This window comes from Mesorhizobium sp. BR1-1-15 (assembly GCF_020165475.1).
GTDB lineage: Bacteria > Pseudomonadota > Alphaproteobacteria > Rhizobiales > Rhizobiaceae > Mesorhizobium.
Genome location: NZ_JAIUIF010000013.1, coordinates 1 through 22,275, shown reverse-complemented (window position 1 = coordinate 22,275; position 22,275 = coordinate 1). Strand labels below are relative to the sequence as shown.

Below are 22,275 nucleotides of genomic sequence, written 5' to 3'. Positions count from 1 at the left end.
CTCGGAGCCGGTAAGATGTCTGCGCTGGCGCCCGCCCGGGCTTTGCCGGTCAATGCGTCCAGGGCGTCCTGCGGTCATAGCGGAAATTTTCCGCATAGGAAATCTGGCGGCGCTTGGGCTCTTTCGGCTCCTCGACGCGGTAGGCGAGCCCTTCCTTCTCGGCATAGGCCACGGCCTCTTCACGCGTATCGAAGGTCAGCTTGATCTGGCTCCTCATGTCGCCGGAAGTGGTGTAGCCCATCAGCGGGTCGATTTTCTTGCGCATCTCGGGATCGAATTCCAGCACCCAATGGCCGGTCTTGGCCGTGCCGGACTGCATCGCGGTTTTGGCTGGACTGAAAATGCGCGCGGACATGACCACCTCATTGCTGTGCAAGGCAGCATGGCCGCCTCTTCGCCCGTCATTACTGCGCAATGCCGACGGCGGCAAGGTTTTTGCACCTGCAGGTTTTTGCACTTGCCATGGAACACTGAAATGAATAGGCAACAGACCGTTCGGAGTGTAGCGCAGCCTGGTAGCGCATCTGGTTTGGGACCAGAGGGTCGGGAGTTCGAATCTCTCCACTCCGACCACCTTTCACCGAAAAGGCAATCGAGAGCCGCTGGCGCCTGCGAATGGCAATGTGTCGGGTGCAGAATGGGGCTGTCGGCAATCTCCGCGCGCGCCCAGTGGTCTTTGCTGCTGCATGTCACGGTCGCAACAAAAAGCCGCGGACGGCAAAGTTGCCTGCTCCACCGCATCGACTATTGTGAGCCGGAACACGACACGGTGCGGGGCAACAGATGCCCATCGGACATCGACGGTCTCCGCTAAAGCCTCACGGAGGAACCATGAGCGACAGTTGGACACCCACCCGTCTCGGCGCAGGGCGGCATTCGGCATGACGACGGAAACCGCCACGGGCGGCACGGAGACAAAATTCAGACAGCCGCCAGCCGGAACCGGGATCGCGGTCGATCTCGATGGAGTGACCATAGATTTCGCATTGGCGGCCGGGCGTAGCTTCCAGGCGGTCGCCCGCGCCGATCTGAAAGTCGGCGACCAGGAATTCGTGGCGATCATTGGGCCGACGGGCTGCGGCAAGTCAACGCTGCTGAATGCCGGCGCAGGGCTTCTCGAGCCTTCGGCAGGCAGCGTCCGTGTGTTCGGCGCCCCGCTTCGCGGTCTCAACAGACAGGCTGGCTACCTCTTCCAGCAGGATGCATTGATGCCCTGGAAGACCGCTCTGGACAATGTGGCCATCGGGCTGGAAGTGGCAGGCGTGCCCTCTTCCGAAGCAAAGGAACGCGCGCGAGCATGGCTCGGACGCGTCGGCCTGGCTGCTTTCTGCGAGCGCTACCCTCACATGCTTTCAGGCGGCCAGAAAAAGCGCGTTGCTCTTGCGCAGGTGCTGATCCGCGACCCCAAGATCATCCTCATGGACGAACCCTTCGGACCGCTCGACGCACAGACGCGGCTGATCATGGGCGGCCTTTTGCTCAAGCTGTGGTCGGACGACCGCAAGGCGGTGATGTTCGTCACCCACGACCTCGAGGAAGCAATCGCGCTGGCTGATCGCGTGGTGGTGATGTCAGCCGGTCCCTCGGCACGCATCATCGGCGACTTTCCAATCCCGCTGGCGCGTCCACGCGATATTTCGGAAATCAGGCTGGAACCGCGCTTCCAGGAATTGCATCGCGACATCTGGCACATGCTGAAGAAGGAAGTGCTCAAGGCTTACGGCGAGATTGAAGAAGGAGCGATCCGATGAAAAGGACGACGCTGCTTTTCGCACAGCTAACCGTGGCCGTCATCGTCATCGCGCTCTGGCAGGCAGCGTCGACGACGCACCTGATCGGCGATCCGAACAATATTTCCTTCTTCTTCTCGACCCCGTTGGCGGTGGCAGGCCAGATATGGAAGTGGTTTGCCACCGGGACGATCTGGCATCATCTGTGGATCACGCTGTGGGAGTCCATGCTGGCCTTCGCCATCGGCTCGCTGGCAGCGATCGCGATCGGCTTCTGGTTTGCCCGCAAGCCAAGACTTGCGGCCGTCTTCGATCCCTATGTAAAGGCGGCCAATGCGCTTCCCCGCGTCGTGTTGGCGCCGATCTTCACGCTTTGGTTTGGCCTCGGCATCTGGTCCAAGGTTGCCTTGGGCGTGACGCTGGTTTTCTTCATCGTCTTCTTCAATGTCTACCAGGGCGTGAGGGAGGTGAACACGACAGTGCTGGCCAATGCCCGAATGCTCGGCATGAACGAACGGCAATTGCTGCGCCACGTCTATATGCCATCGGCATTGTCCTGGGTGTTTTCATCGCTCCATATCTCCGTCGGATTTGCCGTGGTCGGCGCCGTGGTCGGCGAATATCTCGGTGCGGCCGGGGGACTAGGCTATCTGATACAGCAGGCCGAAGGCGTGTTCGACGTGGCGGGCGTCTTTGCCGGAATGTTCGTCCTCGCCGCTTTTGTGCTCTTGATCGACTGGATCGTCACGCTGGTCGAAAAAAGGTTGCTTGTCTGGCGGCCTGAATTCTCGAAACCAGGCCGATAGGCCCCAATTCCGCTCAAGGAGGAGATCATGAGGATCATTTCGAAACTGGCGGCCGCCGCCGTCGTGTTGCTCGCGGCGGCCACAGACGCGGGGGCCGCCGAAAAGGTCACCATTTCGATCGGCGGAGCATCATGCCTCTGCTACATGCCGACCGTGCTCGCCAAACAGATCGGCGCTTACGAAAAAGCCGGTATCGATGCAGACCTCGTCGATTTCAAGGGCGGTTCTCAATCGCTGACCGCAGTATTGGGCGGCAGCGCGGATGTGGTGTCCGGCTATTTCGATCACACGGTGAAATTGGCCGCCAAGAACCAGCGCCTGCAATCCTTCGTCGTTTACGACCAGTTCCCGGGACTGGTGCTGGCGGTGGCGCCGGGCCAGACCGGCAAGATCAAGTCAGTGAAGGACCTTGCTGGCAAAAAGGTCGGCGTGACCGCTCCCGGTTCCTCGACCGACTTCTTCCTGAAGTTCCTTCTGCAGAAGAACGGCATCGACCCGACATCCGCCGCCGTGATCGGCGTTGGGCTGGGCGCTACCGCCGTCGCCGCCATGGAGCAAGGGCAGATCGACGCCGTGGTGACGCTCGATCCGGCCGTCACCGTGCTTCAGGCCAGGCATAAGGACCTGACCATCCTGGCGGACACGCGCACCCAGAAGGATACCGAGGCGGTATTCGGAGGCGACTATCCCGGCGGAGCGCTTTACACCCGGCCGGAATGGATGGCCGCGCATCCCCAAGCAACGCAGGGATTGACCAATGCCATGCTTGCCACGCTGGATTACATTCACTCCCACAGCGCCGAAGAGATCATGGCCCAGATTCCCGACAATCTGATCGGCAGCGACAAGGACGCCTATCTGGCCGCGTTGAAAAATGCGATCCCCATGTATTCGACCACCGGGCTCATGGATCCAAAAGGCGCGCAGGCCGTGCTCGACGTTTTCTCTCTCGGTTCGCCTGATGTGGCCAACGCCAAGATCGATATCACGCAGACGTACACGAACGACTATGTGAACAAGGCGAAGAAGGCCAACTGACGAGATCAACGTCAAGCAGCGGGCATATGGCTCGTTCGCCTCAGCCACAGAGTTCACCGAGCGCCGGCATTTCAGCGACTCTGTGGCCTCGTCGCCATTTTGGGTATCCGTCAATTGACGAATACCCGTTCTTCTCTCACCTAGCTTGGCATTGCGCGGGCAAGCCGAACGCGCAGCAATAGTGAGGGTGACTGAAGTCACATGAAGGTAAGCTCGCCGGGCGAGAACCCCAACCGCCCCACTCCCGGCGAGCCTACAACCTGATTTGGAACGCAATCAGGACCGGGGTCAGCCGGCAAGCTTGTATCGCAAGATCGGTGCCAGCTTTGTTTCCCGAAATGGGACGGTTAAAGGGACATGGAACCACCATTTGCTGGCCGGCCGACAATCGCGCCCTAAACCTCGAACTCGCCCTGCCCCTCGTCCATGGCGCTGACGGTTTCAGCCGCCAGCGCCCGGGTGATCGGCGTCTTGCGTTCGAGCGCGGTGCGGTCCAGCCGCTCTACCACGCGCATGGCCGTCGCCAGGGAGCGCTCGATGCGGCGCACCAGATATTGCACGACATGCGGCTCGACCTCGACCTGTCGGTCGGCGAACAGCTTGGTGATGACACCTGCCAGCAGGAGATCGTCGGGTTCGTGGATCTCGACGGTTGCCGCCGCCTTCAGCCGCGACGCCAGATCCGGCAGCCTGACGCCCCAGGCCGAGGGAAAGCGGCGCGCCGTCAAAAGCAAATGCGAGCCGCTGCCGCGCACCGCATTGATCAGATGAAACAGCCCCTGCTGGTCGACTGTGCCGGTATCGACGTCGTCGATCAGCGCCGGCCGGGCACCGAGATTTACAATGCTGTCACCGACGCGGTGCGCGTCGACCTGAACAGCATCCGCCCGTGCCCGCCAGATCGAGGCCAGATGGGTCTTGCCGGAACCGGCCGGACCGGCCAGCACGACCACCGGCGAGGGCCAGTCCGGCCAGCGATCGACCAGCGCCACTGCCTGGTTGTTGGTGCCGGAGACGACGAGTTCGTCTCGCGAATAGCCGGTGCCATGGCCGAGATCGAGCGGCAGCTGGCGCGGCGGGTCGGCCCTCTGGTCGCTCATGCCAGGCTCAGCCGCGCGACCCGGCCAGGCCGGATCATGGATTGATGCCTTTGCGACGATCGGCCGGCAATGGCGGCACGGCCTTGCCGTGACCCTTGTAGAGCGGCGATTCCAGATAACGCGCAATGGCAAAGCGCACCAGGACCGCGACCGCGGCCGATGCAGGCACCGCAATCAGCAGACCGACGAAGCCAAACAGCGCGCCGAAGGCAAACAGCGCGAACATCAGCCACACCGGATGCAAGCCGACGCTTTTGCCGACCAGCCGCGGCTGCAAGATATTGCCCTCGATGAACTGGCCGATGAAGAACACCACCGCGACCGCTACGACCATGGTCCAGTCCGGCCAGAACTGGACGAAGGCAACGCCGACGGCCAGCACCAGCCCGGTCAGCGAGCCGACATAGGGGATGAAGGAGATCAGCCCGGCGAACAGGCCGATGAGGATGCCGAAATTGAGACCGGTCAGCGTCAGGCCAGTGGCATACATGGCGCCCAGCACCAGGCACAGCGTGCCCTGCCCGCGCACGAAGCCGGCCGTTGCCGTGTTGATGTCCCTGGCGATGGCGCGCACCGTGGCGACATTGTCCCGCGGCACCCAGCTGTCGATCACCGCCACCATGCGGTCCCAGTCGAGCAGCATGTAGAAGGCGACCACCGGCGTCACCACGAACAGGCTGATCACCGAGACCAGCGCCACGCCCGAACTCCATATCGAGGTGAACACGGTTGTCAGCAGACCGAAGCCGGATGTCAGCAGTGAATTCAATCCGTCGCGCAGGCCATTGGCGTTGACGCCGAATTTCTGTTCCAGCCATTTTGGATCGAACGAGGTGATCAGGCTCTGCAGCCGCGTCAGGTACTCAGGCAATTTGCCGGCAAAATCGGCCATCTGCGTCGCCAGCACCGGGATGAGGATGACAAAGGCCAGCACCAGCACGACAAGGAAGGTGATGAGGATGACCACCGTTGCCATGAAACGGCTGAGGCCGAGTCGCTGCAGCCGGTCGGCCACGGGATCGAGGAAATAGGCGAGCACCATGCCGGCCACGAAGGGCAAGAGGATGGCGCTGAAAACATAGAGGAAAAGCGCGAGCGCGGCGACGCCGGCAAGCCAGAAGAAGATCTGCCGGCGGAATCCGGCGGATGGATCATCCCCGGCTGCCGCCGGCGCGCTCGCCGCAGCTTCTTTGTCAGGTGCCCGGGGTGGAGCCTTCGCCATAGCCGCTCATATGCCTCAGCCAAGCCACGAGATAGGCTGCGGCCGAAGCCACGGTCAAGACCCCGGACAGCATTATGAGGGCGGGACGAAGTGGATCGAGATGGATCGAAAAAGCAAGCTCACCCAGTACCAGCGCCGCCAGTACAATCTGGATGGCGGTGTTGACCTTGGAGACGAGGAGCGGCTTCATCTCGACGGGATGGGCCATCACGGTGGACAACAGCACCGCGCAAATGATCAGCGCGTCGCGCGACACCATGGTGACGACCAGCCACAGCGGCAATTGCCCGATGAAGCCCAGGACGACGAACACGGAAACCAGGAGCAGCTTGTCGGCCACCGGATCGAGATAGGCGCCGAGCTTGGAATGCTGGTTGAACCGGCGGGCGATGAAGCCGTCGACGCCGTCCGAGATGCCGGCAACGAGGAACCCGGCAAAGGCCCAATCCCAGCGCGCCTGGAGCATGGCCAGCACCACGGCAGGCACCAGGACAAGGCGCATGATCGTGATCAGGTTGGGGATGGTCAAGCGCATGTCCCGTCGCTTCTGTCTGAACGATAGATGATGGAGATGGGGGATGGACGCAAGAGAGAAGCTGCCGAGCTTCCCCTGGTGGGGAGCGGCAGTTTCAGCGCCGTTTTCCTTGCGGACCGAAACCGTTCATGCGAAGAGCCGCAAAGGAAACAGCGACAAGCCAGATATGAAGCGCGATACAGTCAAGCGTAAGAACGGGCTCACCTATGCCGAGGCTGGCGTCGACATCGATGCCGGCAATCTCATGGTCGAGAAGATCAAACCGCTGGTCAAGGCGACGCGCCGGCCGGGCGCCGATGGCGAGATCGGCGGTTTCGGCGGCTTGTTCGACCTCAAGGCCGCCGGCTTTACCGACCCGGTGCTGGTCGCTGCAAATGACGGCGTCGGCACCAAGCTGAAGATCGCCATCGACGCCGGCAAGCACGACACGATCGGCATCGACCTCGTCGCCATGTGCGTCAACGACATCGTCGTGCAGGGTGCCGAACCGCTGTTCTTCCTCGACTATTTCGCCACTGGCAAGCTCGATCCGGACCAGGGTGCGGCGATCGTCGGCGGCATCGCCGCGGGCTGCCGGCAGGCCGGCTGCGCGCTGATCGGCGGCGAGACGGCCGAAATGCCCGGCATGTATCACGGCAAGGACTATGACCTTGCCGGTTTTGCCGTGGGCGCGGCCGAGCGCGGCCAGCTTCTGCCCACCGACGACATCGTCGAGGGCGACGTGCTGCTGGGGCTGGGTTCGTCGGGCCTGCATTCGAACGGCTTTTCGCTGGTGCGCCGCATCGTTGCGACCAGCGGCCTGGCATGGACCGATCCGGCTCCCTTCAATGACGAGGCCACATTGGCCGAGGCGCTGCTCGAGCCGACCCGGATCTATGTGAAATCGATCCTGAAGGCGATCCGCAACACGCACGGCATCAAGGCGCTGGCCCATATCACCGGCGGCGGCTTCCCCGAAAACATTCCGCGCGTTCTGCCGAAGGAGTTCTCGGCCGAGCTCGATCTCGACGCCATCGACGTGCCGCCTGTGTTCTCATGGCTGGCCAAAACCGGCGGTGTGGCGCCCGAAGAGATGATGCGCACCTTCAACTGCGGCATCGGCATGATCCTGGCGGTGGCGTCCGGCCAGGCGGCGCAGGTCGCTGCCGTCTTGCAGGAAGCCGGCGAGACGGTGACGCCGATCGGCCGGATCGTGCCGCGCCGCGACGCCGGCGTCATCTATCGGGGTTCGATCGGTCTATGAGTGCGCAGAAGAAACGCACTGTCGTTCTGATCTCGGGGCGCGGTTCCAACATGACGGCGCTGATCGCCGCCGCCAGCGACCCGGCTTTCCCCGCCGAAATCGTCGGCGTCATCTCCGACAAGGCGGATGCCGCCGGGCTCGGCATGGCGAGGGCGCGCGGCATCGCCACCCAGGTGATTTCCCGGGCCGACCACGCCAGCAAGCAGGCGCACGACGCCGCGATCGATGCGGCCCTCACGGCCTTCAATGCCGAGATCGTGGCACTGGCCGGCTATATGCGCATTTTGACCACCGGCCTCGTCCAGAAATGGCAGGGTCGCATGATCAACATCCACCCCGCTCTGTTGCCGGCCTTCAAGGGGCTCGATACGCATGCGCGCGCGCTGGTGGCGGGTATGCGTATCCATGGCTGCACGGTGCATTTCGTCACGTCCGAGATGGATGACGGCCCGATCATCGCACAGGCGGCGGTGCCGGTAATGGTCGGCGACAATGCCGACACACTTGCCGCACGAGTGCTGAAGGTGGAACACCAGCTCTATCCGCTGGCGCTGGGGCTGGTCGCCGAGGGCAAGGCCCGGATGGAAAAGGGCCGCACCGTGTTTGCCCGCTTCGCCGACGATGCCGACAATGCAACCTCGATGATCATTGCACCGAGCCCGCTGCGCGAGGAAATCGATTTCGAGCAATTGGCGCGGATCACGCCGTAGGCATTTTTGCAGTCATAATTTGATTGCAAACTTTGGCGCACTCGCCTATCTCATGCTTGCATGAACAGCAAGCATAGACGCGTGCTCAAGGCGATATTCACCGATCCAGTTTCGGGCAGTATCGAATGGATTGCCGTCGAAACCTTGCTGGTCGCCGTTGGTTGCCAGGTGATCGAAGGAAGCGGCTCACGCGTGCGTTTTGTCTTTAAGAGCGAAGTCGAGACGTTCCACCGGCCACACCCTTCAAAGGAAGCAAAGCGATATCAAGTACGGGATGCTCGCCAATTCTTGTCGAGGATCGGAGTGAAGCCATGAATGCGATGACCTACAAGGGCTATTCGGCCCGTGTTGATTATGATGACGATGACGAGATTTTCTTCGGCCGTATTGCCGGTATTCGAGACGGCGTATCCTTCCATTCAGAAACTGTCGCGGGGCTAAAAGCCGCCTTCCATGAAGCCGTGGACGACTATGTCGAAACTTGCGCGAAAATCGGTAAGTCGCCGCAAAGACCTTATTCCGGCAATCTCATGTTGCGCGTTGACCCCTCGGTTCATTCAAAAGTCGCAATGGCAGCGGAACTCGCAGGCAAGAGCCTGAACCAGTGGGGAGAAGAAGTCTTGCGCGAGGCCGCCGAAAAGCAAATTGCCTGAACCAGCAGCTGTCCTGCCTCCATCTGCATCCGCCATTCGACCGGGAGTATCGTGAAACAGTTGTTTGTGCTGCGCCACGCCAAGTCGAGTTGGGACGATCCCAACCTCCCCGATTTCGACCGGCCGCTCGCCGAACGCGGATTGAAGGCGGCCCAATTGATAGGGCGCGAACTCGCGGCGCGCGGGTGGCTGCCGGACCAGGCGCTGGTATCGCCGGCGCTGCGCACCCGTGAGACCTGGCGGCTGGTGGACGCGGAGTTGCCAGCGCATCCACGAGTCGCGTTCTCCGAGGCGCTTTATGAAGCCTCGGCGACGGATATTCTGAGCCAGATTCGTCAAGCCGATCCGTCGAACGACAGCTTGCTGGTGGTCGGCCACAATCCCGGTCTGCAATATCTGGCGAAACAGCTTGCCGGGCCAGGGTCAGAGGCCAAGGCGCGCAGGAGGCTCGAAGGAAAATTTCCAACGGCAGCCTTTGCGCGCCTCGTTTTCCAGGGCGACTGGTCCAACCTGTCGTCCGCGCGGCTGACGCATTGCCTGCGTCCGAAGGATCTGCGCTAGAAATCCGGGGGTAAGCTGGCAGCCAAGGCCGCTGCGTGTCCGGGACGTTAATTGCCCCAGATGCCTTGGCCGGGTTCGGGCCAGTCGGTAGTGGGCTTCGTCTTGGCATCGCCTGTCTCGTGGCCGGCCATGCCCGTATCCTTGAGCGCGCCGGTGACAAGGTGGTCCACGCCCGCCATCGGGGCGACGGGCTGGTTGGCATTGTCGGAGCCATAATGGTCGCTGCCGGCAAAGGCGCTGCCGGTCGCAACGAGGATGGCGGCGGTGGCGAGGGCGATCTTGTTCATTTCAATCTCCTGGTTCATCCGTTAGGCGGCGTCTTGGGAGGACGGTTCCGCTAAGGACAAGACCCCAGGCACTCCTGTTTTATTCCTGGGCTCGGATTGTTTTCTGCCGAGCTTGGAGGATTGGTCATGCGCAAAAAACAAGAGCGGCGGGCCGGGCCCACCGCTCTTTGTGGTCGAAGACTTACAGAATCAACGGCCCCAGATGCCTTGGCCAGACTGAGCCGGCACGTTGGCATTCGCGTCGCCCTGCGCCTTTATGGACTTGGTGATCGAGCCGGTATGCGTGGTGTCGATGTTGGAGGTCGACTGGTTGGCAACCGGCTGGTTGACATTGTTGGAACCATAATTGTCGCTGCCGGCAAAGGCGCTGCCCGTGGCAATGAGAATGGCGGCGGCGGTAAGAGCGATCTTGGTCATTTCTTTACTCCTGAGTTCAAGTTGGTTGATGTCGGCAGTCGCGATCAACGGCCGAAAAGATTGCGGTCGGCGCCCTGCGAAGCCGGGGCCTGGACGGTTCCATTCGTCTTCGAGATCGAAGCGGTGACGGAATGGTCGACAGCGGCGGCGGGCTGATTGGCGTTGGCCGAACCATAATTGTCGCTGCCGGCGAAAGCGGTGCCCGTGGCAACGAGGATGGCAGCGGCGGTAAGAGCGATCTTGGTCATTTTGGTTACTCCAGTATGTTTGTTCTGTCCGTCTAGTGGCGTGCCCTTGGGAGGATTTCGCGTCGCTCGGACCACCCCGAGATGGGTCTGCGGTGTTGTCGTTTCCAGTCACGAAAATGTGCCAAAAAAGCTGTGGGACGGCCCTTGAAATTGAAACGACATCGCTGGCTGCCACAATTTTGTCCCGTTAAATCAATGAGTTGTTTAGAAAATTCCATTGAGCCCACCCGTTTGCGCAGAGCGTACGTTCACCGTTTGATGTACGGTCCGTCAACATAATCGAACCGAACGGTTCGGTTTTATCTACGTGATGCCCGCGCGAGTGACCGCATCCGGGCGTTTGCTTCGCGGCTGGGTCGTCATTGTCGCTGCAAACGGGCTGAAGGACGCGCCAAGAGGCGCCCCGCATTCTCCACGCGGAGGCTTCGCCTCCGGTCGCGGCAGGCTCAAGCTTTCAATCATTTTGGCGACTGGAGAAATGGAAAGCGGCGGGTTCTGGCCCGTCAGGAAGCGCCAAAGCCAAGGACGTCGCGCATATCGTATTGACCGGGCGGTCGCCCGGTCACCCAGAGGGCTGCGGCGATGGCGCCACGGGCGAACATGACGCGGTCCTCGGCCGCATGCGACAGGGTGACGATCTCGCCCCCGGTGCAGAAGCTGACGCTGTGCTCGCCGACGATGCTGCCGCCGCGCAGCACCGCGAAGCCGATCTCGCCGGCAGGCCGCGCACCGGTGACACCGTCGCGAACACGCCTCGCCATCGCATCAAGCTCGACGCCGCGTCCGTCGGCAATGGCTTGGCCGAGCATCAGGGCGGTGCCAGATGGCGCGTCGATCTTGTTGCGGTGATGCGCCTCGAAACTCTCTGCATCCCAGTCCGCGGGACCGAGCGCTCTCGCCGCCTGCTCGACCAATCCGACCAGCATGTTGAGCCCAAGCGAAAAGCTCCCGGAGCGTACGATGACAACGGTTTTCGCGGCATCGGCGATGGCTGCCAATTCAGCGTCATCGAAACCGGTCGAGCCAATGACCATGGCAGGCCCGCGACGGCCGGCGCAGGCTCTCGCCAGATCGGCCGATGCCGCCGGCGTGGTGAAATCGACGACCACATCGGCCAGGCCGAGCGCCTCGTCGCGACTGACCAGGCCATCGCCGACGACGCCCGGTCGATGAAAGCGGGCAGTAAGCGCCAGCCGCGAGTCGGCCTGCACGGCGTCCGCCATCTGGCGCCCCATGCGGCCGAGCGCACCGGCAATTGCGATCCTGACTGGCGCCATCGCCGCGACTATTTCCACATGCCGCGCATGCGCGCGCCAATGTCGACGCGTATCTCCGGCCGGGGCGCCCTGCCCGGCGCTGCTTGCGCTGCCGGCCATACCGTCTGTTCGAATGCCGCAAGGAGGGAGGCCGGGATGAAGCGCGTGCGCGAGGCATAGACATGGCGGTCGCCGCGCGCCGCCTGGCCATGCGCAAAGAAGCGCTGCGGCATGACCAGGTTGAGGCTGTCCTTGGCCCTTGTCATCGCCACGTAAAGCAGCCGGCGCTCCTCCTCGATATCTTCCCTGGTACCAACACCGAGATCGGCCGGAATGCAGCCATCGACGGTGTTGAGCACAAACACGTTCTTCCACTCCTGGCCCTTGGCCGAGTGGATGGTCGACAGGATCAAATAATCCTCGTCGCGGTGCGGCGGCCCGGCCTGGTCGCTGGTCGCGTCCGGCGGATCGAGCGTCAGCTCGGTCAGGAACCGTTCGCGCGAAGCGTAGCCGGATCCGATCTGCTCGAGCTGCAGAAGGTCGGCCCGGCGCGTGGTTGCGTCCTCGTGGATGCGCTCGAGATGCGGCTCGTACCAGAGCCTGACCTGTTCGAGATCGGCCGGCCATTTGGCGCCGGCACGCAGGCCGGAGTAGAGCGAGACGAAGCCCGGCCAGTCATCCGCCGCGCGCTGCGGCGGCCGCCAGCCGGCAAGGCCCATCGCCTCGTCCAGCGCCGATGTCATCGTCTCCACGACTTGCGCCGCGGCCGAGGGGCCGATGCCCGGCAAAAGCTGCAGCACGCGAAATCCGGCGACGCGGTCTCGCGGGTTTTCGGCAAAGCGCAGCACCGCCAGCACATCCTTGACGTGAGCGGCATCGAGGAATTTCAGCCCACCGAACTTGACGAAGGGAATGTTGCGCCGCGTCAGCTCGATTTCCAGAGGCCCGCTGTGGTGCGAGGCGCGAAACAGCACCGCCTGCGATTTCAGCGCCGTGCCGGCCTCGCGCTCGGCCAGGATGGCCTCGCAGACGAAATTGGCCTGTTCGACCTCGTCGCGTACAGTCACCAGCCTCGGCTTGGCGGCGGATTTGCGTTCCGACCACAGGTTTTTGGTGAAGCGTTCCGAGGCCTCGCCGATCACCGCATTGGCGGCGGCCAAAATGGTTTCGGTCGAGCGGTAGTTGCGCTCCAGCATCACCACATCGGCGGCCTGCGCGAATTGGTTTGGGAAGTCCAGGATATTGCGCACCTCGGCGGCGCGGAACGAATAGATCGATTGCGCATCGTCGCCGACCACCGTCAGCCCGGCGCCATCGGGTTTGAGCGCCATGAGGATCGAGGCCTGCAGCCGGTTGGTATCCTGGTATTCGTCGACCAGCACATGGTCGAAACGCCCGCCCAGATGCGTCGCAATTTCCGGTTCCGCGGTCATCTGTGCCCAGTAGAGCAGCAGGTCATCGTAATCGAGCACGTTCTGCGCCTGCTTGGCCTCGACATAGCCGGCGAACAGCTGCTTCAGCTGTTCGGCCCAGCCGGCGCACCACGGAAAGGCGGAGCCCAGCACCTCGCCGAGCGGCGCCTGCGCGTTGACGGCGCGCGAATAGATGGCAAGGCAGGTGCCCTTGGTGGGAAAGCGCGCTTCCGTCTTCGAGAAGCCGAGTTCGTGGCGCACCAGGTTCATCAGGTCGGCCGAATCCTCGCGATCGTGGATGGTGAACGCCGGATCGAGGCCGATCTCCTGCGCGTAATCGCGCAGTAGCCGTGCACCGATGCCATGGAAGGTGCCGGCCCAGGTCAGCGCGTCAGTGACGATCGAGGCGTCACGGCCGAGCACCTCGCCGGCGATGCGCTCGACGCGCCGGGCCATTTCGGAGGCGGCGCGACGTGAAAACGTCATCAGCAGGATGCGGCGCGGATCAGCGCCCTTGACGATGAGATGGGCTACGCGATGCGCCAGCGTGTTGGTCTTGCCCGAGCCGGCGCCGGCAATGACCAGCAGCGGTCCGGCGATCCTGCCGTCGCCATGCTCGACAGCCTGGCGTTGGGCATCGTTCAGCCTTGCGAGATAAGCAGGCTGGTCGGTCGGTTCCCGAAATGTCGAATCATGAGCGGCAAGGTTCATCGCCCATCAAGCATCGTTTCCGCTTTGTTCGCAACAAGGAAGCGGCGCGGCGAGCTCAAGGTCGACAGGTCAGCGTTCCGGATCGACACCCATCGCTGCCGACTGCCTGCGCAATGTCTCCCGATCATTCTTCGGGACTGGCAGCAACAGGGGATCGACGGTGTCGGGTACGTCCTCGATCAGCTTGCGCGCGAGGCGGTAAGTGACGAAGGCGATGGTGCAGGCCAAGAGCAGACGGATCATCCAGCAGTCCTCCTTTGCCTGATCCAACCGGAGACATGAGCTTTTGTTCCTCGGCTTGATCGTCGCAACCAAACGGAGGTCGTCTCGTTGTCAGACGAGAGGAGGTAGCGATGAAGAAGCTCTCCCTAGGCCTTCTGCTGATCGTTCTGGCCGTGTCGGCCTGCGACAACAACGTCCCGCCAACCAAGGCTCCGGCAGCGGAAAACCCGCACGCCGACGGCAATCCTGTAGCCGATAAGACCGGCAAATGAGTTGACATGCGTGCAGCAACGCCGCGGACCACGGCGGGACAGCACAAAGCACAGCCTGGAAAGGACGGCCGGCGCCGCTTGGGAGGTGCCTGATAGCGCCGGCCAGGCGGATATCAGGTCCGCCGCAATATGGATGTTAGCTGAGTCTTGCCGTAGCGTCATGGGGATTCCACCCCTTTGGCTTCCCGCCAAATTCCGGAACGACCGCGCCGTTCATGCTCCCAATCGCCGTCTGACGACCGCGGCATGGAAATTCGTGCCGAACAGCAGGCCGTCATCGTTGAAGTCGTAGCTCGGATTGTGCAGCGGCGCCGTGTCGCCATTGCCGAGGAAGACAAAGCAACCGGGCACGTGAGCGAGGAAACGGGCAAAATCCTCAGAGCCGGTCATCGGCTCGCGGGCGACGGCGACGCCTTCGGGCAGGAACACGTTTCCGGCGGCTGCAAAGGCCTCGTCGACCAATTCGGCGTCGTTGTGCAGCGGCACGAATTCCCTGCTGTAGGCGACCTCGGCGGTGACGTTGTAGGCGGCGGCGGTGCCGGCGGCGATGGTGCGCATCTGCTTCTCGATCTCGGCGCTGACCTCGGGGCGAAAGCTGCGGGCGTCTCCCAGGATACGGGCAAGGCCGGGCAGCGCGTTGCGGGTGCCGTCGGTGATCAGCTCGGTTACCGAGACCACCGATATGTCGGCCGGGCTCAGCCGGCGCGAGACGATGGTTTGCAGATTGGTGACCAGCGCGCAAGCGGCGACCAGTGTCTCCCGGCCGTCCTGCGGCCCGGCAGCGTGGCCGCCGCGGCCTCTCAGAACAATCTCGAAGATATCCTCGGCCGACATCATCGGGCCGGGGCGGGTTTCGAAATGGCCAATCGGCAATCCGGGCAGATTGTGCAGGCCGAAAATCTCATCGAAGGGAAAGCGGCGCATCAACCCATCGTCGAGCATGGCCAGCGCGCCCCTGCCCCACTCCTCGGCCGGCTGAAAGATGAAGCGCACCGTGCCGTTGAACCCGCCCTCCCCGGCCAGCAGCTTCGCCGCGCCGAGCAGCATGGTGGTGTGGCCGTCATGGCCGCAGGCGTGCATGATTCCGGGATTTTGCGAGCCATAGGCCACAGCCGATTGCTCGGTGATGCGCAGGGCATCCATATCGGCCCTGAGCGCGATCGCCCTGTTGCCGCTGCCGCGCTTCAGCGTGCCGACGACGCCGGTGCCGCCGACGCCCTCGGTCACATCGTCGAGGCCGAATTCGCGCAGTTTGGCAGCGACGAAGGCCGCGGTGCGCTTTTCCTCGAACCCGAATTCCGGATGGGCATGCAGATCGCGCCGCCAGCCGGTCATCTCCTGCTTCAAGGCATCGAGATCGATTTTGGCCATTTCTCCGCCCCTCTCAAACTAGGTTGCAAGTCGGGTGACGACATCGAGCAGAATGTTGGCGCCGGCGACGAGCTCGGTATCCTCGGTGTATTCGCGCGGATTATGGCTGATGCCGCCGGCGCTCGGCACGAAGATCATCGCGGCAGGTGCGATACGCGCCATCATCTGCACATCATGGCCGGCGCCGGACGTCATGCGCTTCGAAACCAGCCCGCGACTGATGGCAGCGGCCTCGATCAGCTCCACGATGCGGCTGTCGAAGATCACCGGCTCGAAGCGCGCCAGCCGCTCGACCGAGATCGTCACGCCTTCGGCGGCGGCGAGTTCTTCGAGGTGAGCGGCGAGTGCTGCTTCCTCCGCCTGCAGCCGGTGCTCGAAAGGATCGCGCAGGTCGATGGTGAAGACCGCTCGCGAGGGAATGACGTTGATGGCGTTGGGCTCGAAAAGCATCGTGCCGACGGTGGCGACGGTCGGCGTGTTCGAAGCCTTGGCACGATCGTGCAGGAAGGCGACGACACGGGCGGCCGCATGGCCGGCGTCGCTGCGCATCGACATCGGCGTGGTGCCGGCATGGTTGGCGACCCCGTCGATGGTGATGCGCTGCCAGGAGATGCCTTGCAGGTTTTCCACCGCGCCGATCGGCACGCCTTCGCGCTCCAGCACCGGGCCCTGCTCGATATGCAGTTCGAGATAGGTATGCGGCTTGAGGAAGCCCGGCTGCTCGTCGCCGGCATAGCCGATGCGCGCCAGTTCCTGCCCGAGCACGCTGCCGTCGGTCCCCACGGCCGCCAGCGCCTCGTCGATCGCAACACCGCCGGCATGAACCAGCGAGCCCATCATGTCGGGGGAATAGCGCACGCCTTCCTCATTGGTGAAGGCGGCGACGGCCAACGGGCGCGACAGGACAAAGCCTGACGCCTTCAGTGTCTCGATTGCCTCCAGCCCAGCCAGCACGCCGTAGCAGCCGTCATAAATGCCGGCATCTATGACCGTATCGATATGCGAGCCTATCAGGATCGGCGCCTGCCCGGCATTCCCAGGCGTCCGCCAGATGCCGAAGATATTGCCCATGCGGTCGATGGCGACTTCGAGCCCCGCCTCGCGCAACCAGCCGACGAAGCGGTCGCGGCCCTGCCGGTCGGCGTCCGAGGCGGCAAGCCGCACCAGCCGGCCCTCGCCGTCGCGGCCGATGGCGCCGAGGTCCCGAATACGGCCAAGCAGCCGCCGCGCGTCGACCGAGATCATGGCGTTGCTCCAGAAAGTACCTTGCCCGCAAGCACGTCCGCGGCGGCCACGCCGACGAGTTCGGCATAACGCCTGGGATCGGTTGCGCCTTCGGTGTTGACGACCAGCACCCGCGAGAGCCGGTCGAGGCCGAGTTCGGCCTTGTTGTCGGCCAGCGCCCGGATCAGTCCGGCCAGGCCGACCCCGCCGCTTTCGCCGGCGACGATGGCCGGATCGCCGCCGGCCGGCCGCGCAAGCCTCCGCATCACAGCGACCGCATCCTCCTCGTCGACGGTCATGAAGGCATCGGCGGCACGCGCCAGCACGCGCCAGGCGACAGGCGACGCCTCGTAGCATTCGAGCATCGCCATGACAGTCGCTTCGCCATGCGCCATCTTGACAGGATGGCCAGCCCTGGCGGCGCCCAGGATACAAGCGGCACGTGCGGGCTCGACCACGGTGAAGACCGGCCTGGCATCACCGAGCACGATGGCGAGATGGCCAGCCAGGGCAGCGGCAATGCCGCCGACCCCGGCCTGGACGAAGACGTGGGTGGGCGGTTCGCCGAGCTGGCGCAGCGCCTCGCGCATGATCGCGGTGTAGCCTTGCATGACGAGGCCTGGAATGCGCTCATAGCCCGGCCACGACGTATCGGACACGACGGTCCAGCCCTTGTCCGCCGCGACGCGTGCGGCTTGCCTGACCGAATCATCGTAGTTGCCGTCGACGCGGATCATCTCGGCGCCGTAGCGGGCGATAGCCGTGATGCGCTCGTCGCTGACGCCGGCATGGACGAAGATCGCCGCCCTCGCGCCGACAAGCCGCGCGCCCTGTGCCACCGAGCGGCCGTGATTGCCGTCGGTCGCGCAAGCCATCGTCATGGTGGCGGCGACCGCCCTGACATCGGGCTGATCGAGATCGGCGATGCCGAGCGGCCTGCCAAGCCGGCGGCCGGCTTCCTCCAGCACCAGATGAGCGACGGCATAAGCGCCCCCAAGCGCCTTGAAGCTACCGAGGCCGAGGCGAAAACCCTCATCCTTGAGGTGGATGGCGCCAATGCCCAGTTCGGAGGCCAGCGCCGGCAGCGCATGCAGCGGCGTCTCCTGATGATTGTCGCGATGGGACAGGAAACGCTCGGCCGCGTCGGCCCCCGCGACCCCGAGCGTTTCGGCGTCGACCGGATCGAGTGGGCTGCCGTGCAAGGCATTGCGGTTGAGCAGGAACATCAAGGCCTCCTTGGCTGACGACGAGACTATATTGCAAGGCAGGCGCAAAAAGCGCTGTATTCAAGGTGCCGAAATGCAAGTTTGTTTCTTCAGGACATGCCATTGCCCGCTTTGCCAGCCTCGCTCGACAGTTTCGACCTCGCCATTCTCGCCATGCTGCAGAAGGACAACACGACGCCGCAGCGACTGATCGGCGAGGCCGTGAACCTGTCGGCGCCGGCGGTGCAGCGCCGTATCAAGCGCATGCAACAGACCGGCGTCATCGCGGCCAATGTCGCGGTCATCGAACCGGCGGCGGTCGGCCAGCCCATCACCATCTTCGTCGAGGTCGAACTCGAAAGCGAACGCACCGAACTTATCGACGCGGCCAAGCGGCAATTCCTGGCGGCGCCGGAAGTCCAGCAATGCTACTATGTGACAGGCGAGGCCGACTTCATCCTGGCCATCACGGTGGCCGACATGAGCGCCTATGAGGCGCTGACGCGGCGCCTGTTCTTCGACAGCAACAATGTCCGCAAATTCCGCACCTTCGTGGCCATGGACCGCGTCAAGGTCGGCCTGACGGTGCCGCTGCCGGGATGAGCGATCAGGTTGCATGTCTGGCATGCTTTCGCCATTCTCCGCATCGCGAATTAGCGGCGGGAGGCGCGCTTGCACGACACCACCCCGGTTGCGATCATCGGTGCCGGGCCGGCGGGCCTGGCCGTTGCCGCGTGCCTGCGGCAGGCCGGGGTCGACTTCATCCTGCTTGAAAAAGGGCAGCAGCCCGCTCCCGCCTGGCGGCGCCACTACGAGCGCGTCCACCTGCACACGACCAAGCGCTATTCATCCCTGCCCTTCGTGCCCTTCCCCAGGCATTATCCGCGCTATGTGCCACGTGATCTGTTCGTCGAATACCTCGATACCTATGCGCAACGCTTCGATCTGCGGCCCCGCTTTGGAGAAGCGGTGCGGGCGATCCGCCGGCAGGGCAGAAGCTGGGGCGTCGAAGCGACATCAGGCACCGTGCGCGCTTCCCATGTGGTGATTGCCTCGGGATACAATGCCGAGCCGCTGATGCCGGCATTCGCCGGCGCCGGCAGTTTCAAGGGCAAAAGTCTGCACAGCGCGGATTACCGCAACAACACGCCGTTTGCCGGCCAGTCGGTGCTGGTCATCGGCATGGGCAACACCGGCGCCGAGATCGCGCTCGACCTGGCGGAAGGCGGCGCGCATCCGACGATCTCCGTGCGCGGCGGCGTCCATATCGTGCCGCGCGAACTGCTCGGGGTGCCCATCCAGGTCGTCAGCATGGCGACGCGCCTGGGGCCGCGACGCGTCAATGACGCCGTCTTCCCTATCATCCTCGATCTGGTGTTGGGCAGGCTGGAGAAATATGGGCTCAAACGGCCCAAGCAGGGATTGCTGGAGCAGATATCCCTGGCGTCGCGCATCCCGGTGATCGATGTCGGCACCATCGGCAAGATCCGCGAAGGCGCGATCAAGGTCGCGCCCGACATTGCCGAGATATCAGAGGGCGGCGCCCGTTTCGTCGATGGTCGGCACAGCGACTTCGACGCGATCATCTTCGCCACCGGCTACCGCCCAGCCTATGCCAAATTCCTCCAGCCCGGCGTCGAGCCTGGCGCCAGCGGCGTCAATGCGCGCGCTTCGGAACTCGGTCTTTATCTCGTCGGCTTCCACAATTCGGTCACCGGCCTGCTGCGCGAAATCGGAATCGAAGCCCAGGCGATCGCCGACGACATCCGTCTCCGGCAGAACAGAAAAAGGACGTAGAAGCCCTGCCGGTGTGAGCTGGCGATCACCCCGCCTTGCGCAGCCACACCTTGTTGTCGTGGAATGCCGCGCCGCCATAGGGTGCGGGCGCGTCGGCGCCAGTCAGCACGTTGATGCCCTCGCCGCGCTCATGCGCGCTGTTCGGCCAGATGCCTTCGGCAATCACCACGCCGCGCTTGATGCCGTCGAACAGCTTTGCATGCAACACCACCTCGCCGCGCGCATTGCCGAGTTCGACACGGTCGCCCTCTGCCAAACCGTGTGCGGCGGCATCGTCGGGATGCAAGAGCAATTCCGGCCGGCCCTCCTTGGCCTTCGACACCGGCGTTTCGGAAAAGGTCGAGTTGAGGAAGTTGCGTGCCGGCGACGTAGCCAGCCGGAACGGATGCGCCTCGTCGGCAACCTCGATCAGGTCGACATGATCAGGAAATTGCGGCAACTGCTCCACCGGGCCGAACAGGCCCATGCTTTTCGGCGGCCTATTGGGGGCGGCTTGTCCGGTCCAATCGGCGCGGAAGCGGAATTTGCCGTCCGCATGGCCGAAGCCCTTGGTGAAATGCGCGGTTTCGAAATCCGGCTGCAGGTCGACCCATTTCTGCTCCTTCAGGCTGGCAAAGCTGCCCAACCCGCGCTTGCCCAGGATGATGTCGATATGCTGCTGTTCGGTGAGGCCGAAGCCCGGCCTGTCGGCGACTCCGAGGCGCTCAGCCAATTGCTCGATGACGAAATGGTTGGTGCGCGGCCCTTCCGGCGGCTCGATCAGCTTCGGGCCGAGCGTGATGTGCTGGTTGCCGCCGCCCTTGTAGATGTCGTCATGCTCGACGAACATCGTTGCCGGCAGCACGACGTCGGCGAGCTTGGCCGTGTCGGTCATGAACTGCTCGTGCACGCAGGTGAACAGATCCTCACGCAAGAAACCCTGCTTCACCAGTCGCTGCTCGGGCGCGACATTGGCCGGGTTGGTGTTCTGGATGAGCAGCGCCGTCACCGGCGGCCCGCCATAGAGCGCATCCGGCGCTCCCGTCAGCACCGGGCCGATGCGCGAATGATCGAGATAGCGGATCGAGGGATCGCGCATGCGCGTGCCCTCCAGCACCTCCTGGTTGAGCTTGAAGATGCCGGAATTGGAATGGAAGGCGCCGCCGCCCTCATATTGCCAGGCGCCGGTGACGGCGGCGATGCAGGAGGCGGCATGCATGTTGACCGCGCCGTTGCGCTGGCGGGCAAAGCCGTAGCCGAGGCGGAAATAGGTTTTCCTGGTCGTGCCGACCAGACGGGCAAAACTCTCTATCTCGGCCACAGTCAATCCGGTGATCGCGGCCGCCCATTCGGGTGAGCGCGTGCGCAGATGCGCTTCCAGACCTTTCGGGTCATCGGTGTATTTCTCGAGATAGGCGCGGTCAGCCAAGCCTTCCCTGAACAGCACATGCATAACCGCGCAAGCCAGCGCGCCATCGGTGCCAGGCTTCAGGACAAGGCCCATGTCGGCCTGCTTCATCGTGGCGTTCTCATAGACGTCGATGACCACGATCCTGGCACCGCGCTCCTTGCGCGCCTTGATGGCGTGGGTCATGACGTTGACTTGGGTCACCACGGCATTGGTGCCCCAGATCACCACGCAATCGGACTTGGCCATTTCGCGCGGGTCGGGACCGCGCAGCGCGCCCGCCCCCATCATCCAGCCGGTCCAGGCCAGGTTGGTGCAGATCGAGCCGAAGAAGCCCGAATATCTCTTCGCATGCCGCAGCCGCTCGATGCCGTCGCGCTGCACCAGCCCCATCGTGCCGGCATAGAAATAGGGCCAGACCGTCTCCGAGCCGTATTTTTCCTCGGCCGCGATGAACTTTTCGGCGACGAGGTCCAGCGCCGCCTCCCAACTTGTTTCCTGCCAGGCGCCCTCGCCCTTGGCGCCTTTGCGCACCAGCGGCTTCAGCAAGCGGTCGGGATGGTGGACGCGGTCGGCGTAACGAGCAACCTTGGCGCAGACGACGCCGGCCGTATAGTTGTTGGACTTGGCACCATGGACGCGGCCGATGCGGTTGCCGTCAAGCAACTCGACCTCGAGCGCGCAGGTCGACGGGCAATCATGCGGACAGGCCGAATGGCCGATGCGAAGGCTGGCGTGCTGGTTCATGGGGTTTGTTTAGCGGGTTTCGGGCAAGGCGTGTAGGGCCAGATCTGACCGTCCCCTTGAAGGAGAGGGTCGGCGCGTAGCGCCGGGGTGGGTTGTGGCGCAGACCCCCACCCCCCTCCGC

Annotated in this window: 25 protein-coding genes and 1 tRNA gene; 12 read left to right on the top strand and 14 right to left on the bottom strand. The window is 63.6% G+C overall.

The window, feature by feature from the left end:
• Positions 1–49: 49 nt before the first annotated feature.
• Positions 50–355: an ETC complex I subunit gene (locus LB541_RS20820; RefSeq protein ID WP_140494338.1), complete on the bottom strand. Its 306-nt coding sequence runs from the start codon at positions 353–355 to the stop codon at positions 50–52.
• 141 nt (positions 356–496) lie between these two features.
• Here LB541_RS20820 and LB541_RS20815 point away from each other — a divergent pair.
• From LB541_RS20815 to LB541_RS20800, 4 genes are all read left to right on the top strand, one after another.
• Positions 497–573 (top strand) — tRNA-Pro (locus LB541_RS20815).
• 308 nt (positions 574–881) lie between these two features.
• Positions 882–1,751, top strand: a complete 870-nt coding sequence (locus LB541_RS20810) for an ABC transporter ATP-binding protein (protein ID WP_140494340.1) — start codon at positions 882–884, stop codon at positions 1,749–1,751.
• Complete coding sequence (locus LB541_RS20805; RefSeq protein ID WP_140520616.1) at positions 1,748–2,536, top strand: ABC transporter permease; 789 nt, start codon at positions 1,748–1,750, stop codon at positions 2,534–2,536. The genes LB541_RS20810 and LB541_RS20805 overlap by 4 nt, the downstream gene beginning before the upstream one ends.
• Positions 2,537–2,563: 27 nt before the next feature.
• Complete coding sequence (locus tag LB541_RS20800; RefSeq protein ID WP_140515483.1) at positions 2,564–3,574, top strand: ABC transporter substrate-binding protein; 1,011 nt, start codon at positions 2,564–2,566, stop codon at positions 3,572–3,574.
• A 395-nt stretch (positions 3,575–3,969) separates the two neighbouring features.
• Here LB541_RS20800 and hdaA read toward each other — a convergent pair whose 3' ends face one another.
• From hdaA to LB541_RS20785, 3 genes are read right to left on the bottom strand one after another with little or no spacing between them, the layout of a single operon-like run.
• Entirely contained in the window at positions 3,970–4,674 is a 705-nt protein-coding gene (gene hdaA / locus LB541_RS20795) for a DnaA regulatory inactivator HdaA (RefSeq protein ID WP_224619475.1), read from the bottom strand.
• A gap of 34 nt (positions 4,675–4,708) precedes the next feature.
• The gene (locus LB541_RS20790; RefSeq protein WP_140494346.1) at positions 4,709–5,896 is read right to left on the bottom strand and encodes an AI-2E family transporter; all 1,188 of its coding nucleotides are present in this window, start codon (positions 5,894–5,896) and stop codon (positions 4,709–4,711) included.
• The gene (locus LB541_RS20785; protein ID WP_140495033.1) at positions 5,868–6,425 is read right to left on the bottom strand and encodes a CDP-alcohol phosphatidyltransferase family protein; all 558 of its coding nucleotides are present in this window, start codon (positions 6,423–6,425) and stop codon (positions 5,868–5,870) included. The genes LB541_RS20790 and LB541_RS20785 overlap by 29 nt, the downstream gene beginning before the upstream one ends.
• 172 nt (positions 6,426–6,597) lie before the next feature.
• Between LB541_RS20785 and purM the strand changes: the two genes are divergently transcribed.
• Genes purM through LB541_RS20760 form a run of 5 tightly spaced genes read left to right on the top strand, consistent with a single transcriptional unit; the run spans position 6,598 to position 9,598 of the window.
• Positions 6,598–7,674, top strand: a complete 1,077-nt coding sequence (purM, locus tag LB541_RS20780; protein ID WP_140494348.1) for a phosphoribosylformylglycinamidine cyclo-ligase — start codon at positions 6,598–6,600, stop codon at positions 7,672–7,674.
• A complete protein-coding gene (purN, locus tag LB541_RS20775; protein ID WP_140515481.1) occupies positions 7,671–8,384 on the top strand; it encodes a phosphoribosylglycinamide formyltransferase in 714 nt (237 codons plus the stop codon). Before purM ends, purN begins: the two co-directional genes overlap by 4 nt.
• A gap of 60 nt (positions 8,385–8,444) precedes the next feature.
• A complete protein-coding gene (locus LB541_RS20770; protein WP_140558881.1) occupies positions 8,445–8,699 on the top strand; it encodes a type II toxin-antitoxin system HicA family toxin in 255 nt (84 codons plus the stop codon).
• Entirely contained in the window at positions 8,696–9,037 is a 342-nt protein-coding gene (locus tag LB541_RS20765; RefSeq protein ID WP_140494354.1) for a type II toxin-antitoxin system HicB family antitoxin, read from the top strand. The genes LB541_RS20770 and LB541_RS20765 overlap by 4 nt, the downstream gene beginning before the upstream one ends.
• A 51-nt stretch (positions 9,038–9,088) precedes the next feature.
• Positions 9,089–9,598: a SixA phosphatase family protein gene (locus LB541_RS20760; protein WP_140520620.1), complete on the top strand. Its 510-nt coding sequence runs from the start codon at positions 9,089–9,091 to the stop codon at positions 9,596–9,598.
• A 47-nt stretch (positions 9,599–9,645) separates the two neighbouring features.
• On the opposite strand, the gene LB541_RS20755 is transcribed toward LB541_RS20760, so the two are convergent.
• The 6 genes from LB541_RS20755 to LB541_RS20730 form a co-directional block, all read right to left on the bottom strand.
• On the bottom strand, positions 9,646–9,885 hold the full coding sequence (locus tag LB541_RS20755; protein ID WP_140494357.1) for a DUF680 domain-containing protein: 240 nt from the start codon (positions 9,883–9,885) through the stop codon (positions 9,646–9,648).
• 189 nt (positions 9,886–10,074) lie between these two features.
• Positions 10,075–10,302 carry a DUF680 domain-containing protein gene (locus tag LB541_RS20750; protein ID WP_140494359.1) on the bottom strand — a complete coding sequence of 76 codons (228 nt, stop codon included), beginning with the start codon at positions 10,300–10,302 and terminating at the stop codon, positions 10,075–10,077.
• A 44-nt stretch (positions 10,303–10,346) separates the two neighbouring features.
• The gene (locus tag LB541_RS20745; RefSeq protein WP_140494361.1) at positions 10,347–10,550 is read right to left on the bottom strand and encodes a DUF680 domain-containing protein; all 204 of its coding nucleotides are present in this window, start codon (positions 10,548–10,550) and stop codon (positions 10,347–10,349) included.
• A 503-nt stretch (positions 10,551–11,053) separates the two neighbouring features.
• Positions 11,054–11,827, bottom strand: coding sequence for a 4-hydroxy-tetrahydrodipicolinate reductase (gene dapB, locus LB541_RS20740; RefSeq protein WP_224619474.1), 774 nt, complete (start codon positions 11,825–11,827; stop codon positions 11,054–11,056).
• Between the two features lie 8 nt (positions 11,828–11,835).
• Positions 11,836–13,929, bottom strand: a complete 2,094-nt coding sequence (locus tag LB541_RS20735) for an ATP-dependent helicase (RefSeq protein ID WP_140494365.1) — start codon at positions 13,927–13,929, stop codon at positions 11,836–11,838.
• Positions 13,930–13,998: 69 nt separating this feature from the next.
• On the bottom strand, positions 13,999–14,172 hold the full coding sequence (locus LB541_RS20730; protein ID WP_181165130.1) for a hypothetical protein: 174 nt from the start codon (positions 14,170–14,172) through the stop codon (positions 13,999–14,001).
• Between the two features lie 110 nt (positions 14,173–14,282).
• Between LB541_RS20730 and LB541_RS20725 the strand changes: the two genes are divergently transcribed.
• Positions 14,283–14,423 (top strand): hypothetical protein, encoded by a 141-nt coding sequence (locus tag LB541_RS20725; RefSeq protein ID WP_181165131.1) that lies wholly within the window; start codon positions 14,283–14,285, stop codon positions 14,421–14,423.
• A 213-nt stretch (positions 14,424–14,636) separates the two neighbouring features.
• On the opposite strand, the gene LB541_RS20720 is transcribed toward LB541_RS20725, so the two are convergent.
• Genes LB541_RS20720 through LB541_RS20710 form a run of 3 tightly spaced genes read right to left on the bottom strand, consistent with a single transcriptional unit; the run spans position 14,637 to position 18,244 of the window.
• Entirely contained in the window at positions 14,637–15,794 is a 1,158-nt protein-coding gene (locus tag LB541_RS20720; protein ID WP_224619473.1) for a M20 aminoacylase family protein, read from the bottom strand.
• A gap of 18 nt (positions 15,795–15,812) precedes the next feature.
• Positions 15,813–17,039, bottom strand: a complete 1,227-nt coding sequence (locus LB541_RS20715) for a Zn-dependent hydrolase (RefSeq protein WP_224619472.1) — start codon at positions 17,037–17,039, stop codon at positions 15,813–15,815.
• Entirely contained in the window at positions 17,036–18,244 is a 1,209-nt protein-coding gene (locus LB541_RS20710) for a diaminopropionate ammonia-lyase (RefSeq protein WP_224619471.1), read from the bottom strand. Before LB541_RS20710 ends, LB541_RS20715 begins: the two co-directional genes overlap by 4 nt.
• A 102-nt stretch (positions 18,245–18,346) precedes the next feature.
• Between LB541_RS20710 and LB541_RS20705 the strand changes: the two genes are divergently transcribed.
• Both LB541_RS20705 and LB541_RS20700 read left to right on the top strand, forming a co-directional pair.
• Positions 18,347–18,826: an Lrp/AsnC family transcriptional regulator gene (locus LB541_RS20705; protein ID WP_411969808.1), complete on the top strand. Its 480-nt coding sequence runs from the start codon at positions 18,347–18,349 to the stop codon at positions 18,824–18,826.
• A 69-nt stretch (positions 18,827–18,895) separates the two neighbouring features.
• The gene (locus LB541_RS20700) at positions 18,896–20,020 is read left to right on the top strand and encodes a flavin-containing monooxygenase (RefSeq protein ID WP_224619470.1); all 1,125 of its coding nucleotides are present in this window, start codon (positions 18,896–18,898) and stop codon (positions 20,018–20,020) included.
• 25 nt (positions 20,021–20,045) lie between these two features.
• Here LB541_RS20700 and LB541_RS20695 read toward each other — a convergent pair whose 3' ends face one another.
• Positions 20,046–22,154, bottom strand: a complete 2,109-nt coding sequence (locus LB541_RS20695; RefSeq protein ID WP_140633814.1) for a molybdopterin-dependent oxidoreductase — start codon at positions 22,152–22,154, stop codon at positions 20,046–20,048.
• Positions 22,155–22,275: the final 121 nt, after the last annotated feature.

Excerpts from the sequence above, each read along its gene's own strand:
- LB541_RS20820 (WP_140494338.1), bottom strand. The coding sequence starts at position 355 with ATGTCCGCGCGCATTTTCAGTCCAGCCAAAACCGCGATGCAGTCCGGC.
- LB541_RS20810 (WP_140494340.1), top strand. The coding sequence starts at position 882 with ATGACGACGGAAACCGCCACGGGCGGCACGGAGACAAAATTCAGACAG.
- LB541_RS20805 (WP_140520616.1), top strand. The coding sequence starts at position 1,748 with ATGAAAAGGACGACGCTGCTTTTCGCACAGCTAACCGTGGCCGTCATC.
- LB541_RS20800 (WP_140515483.1), top strand. The coding sequence starts at position 2,564 with ATGAGGATCATTTCGAAACTGGCGGCCGCCGCCGTCGTGTTGCTCGCG.
- hdaA (WP_224619475.1), bottom strand. The coding sequence starts at position 4,674 with ATGAGCGACCAGAGGGCCGACCCGCCGCGCCAGCTGCCGCTCGATCTC.
- LB541_RS20790 (WP_140494346.1), bottom strand. The coding sequence starts at position 5,896 with ATGGCGAAGGCTCCACCCCGGGCACCTGACAAAGAAGCTGCGGCGAGC.
- purM (WP_140494348.1), top strand. The coding sequence starts at position 6,598 with ATGAAGCGCGATACAGTCAAGCGTAAGAACGGGCTCACCTATGCCGAG.
- purN (WP_140515481.1), top strand. The coding sequence starts at position 7,671 with ATGAGTGCGCAGAAGAAACGCACTGTCGTTCTGATCTCGGGGCGCGGT.
- LB541_RS20770 (WP_140558881.1), top strand. The coding sequence starts at position 8,445 with ATGAACAGCAAGCATAGACGCGTGCTCAAGGCGATATTCACCGATCCA.
- LB541_RS20765 (WP_140494354.1), top strand. The coding sequence starts at position 8,696 with ATGAATGCGATGACCTACAAGGGCTATTCGGCCCGTGTTGATTATGAT.
- LB541_RS20755 (WP_140494357.1), bottom strand. The coding sequence starts at position 9,885 with ATGAACAAGATCGCCCTCGCCACCGCCGCCATCCTCGTTGCGACCGGC.
- LB541_RS20750 (WP_140494359.1), bottom strand. The coding sequence starts at position 10,302 with ATGACCAAGATCGCTCTTACCGCCGCCGCCATTCTCATTGCCACGGGC.
- LB541_RS20745 (WP_140494361.1), bottom strand. The coding sequence starts at position 10,550 with ATGACCAAGATCGCTCTTACCGCCGCTGCCATCCTCGTTGCCACGGGC.
- dapB (WP_224619474.1), bottom strand. The coding sequence starts at position 11,827 with ATGGCGCCAGTCAGGATCGCAATTGCCGGTGCGCTCGGCCGCATGGGG.
- LB541_RS20735 (WP_140494365.1), bottom strand. The coding sequence starts at position 13,929 with ATGAACCTTGCCGCTCATGATTCGACATTTCGGGAACCGACCGACCAG.
- LB541_RS20730 (WP_181165130.1), bottom strand. The coding sequence starts at position 14,172 with ATGATCCGTCTGCTCTTGGCCTGCACCATCGCCTTCGTCACTTACCGC.
- LB541_RS20725 (WP_181165131.1), top strand. The coding sequence starts at position 14,283 with ATGAAGAAGCTCTCCCTAGGCCTTCTGCTGATCGTTCTGGCCGTGTCG.
- LB541_RS20720 (WP_224619473.1), bottom strand. The coding sequence starts at position 15,794 with ATGGCCAAAATCGATCTCGATGCCTTGAAGCAGGAGATGACCGGCTGG.
- LB541_RS20715 (WP_224619472.1), bottom strand. The coding sequence starts at position 17,039 with ATGATCTCGGTCGACGCGCGGCGGCTGCTTGGCCGTATTCGGGACCTC.
- LB541_RS20710 (WP_224619471.1), bottom strand. The coding sequence starts at position 18,244 with ATGTTCCTGCTCAACCGCAATGCCTTGCACGGCAGCCCACTCGATCCG.
- LB541_RS20695 (WP_140633814.1), bottom strand. The coding sequence starts at position 22,154 with ATGAACCAGCACGCCAGCCTTCGCATCGGCCATTCGGCCTGTCCGCAT.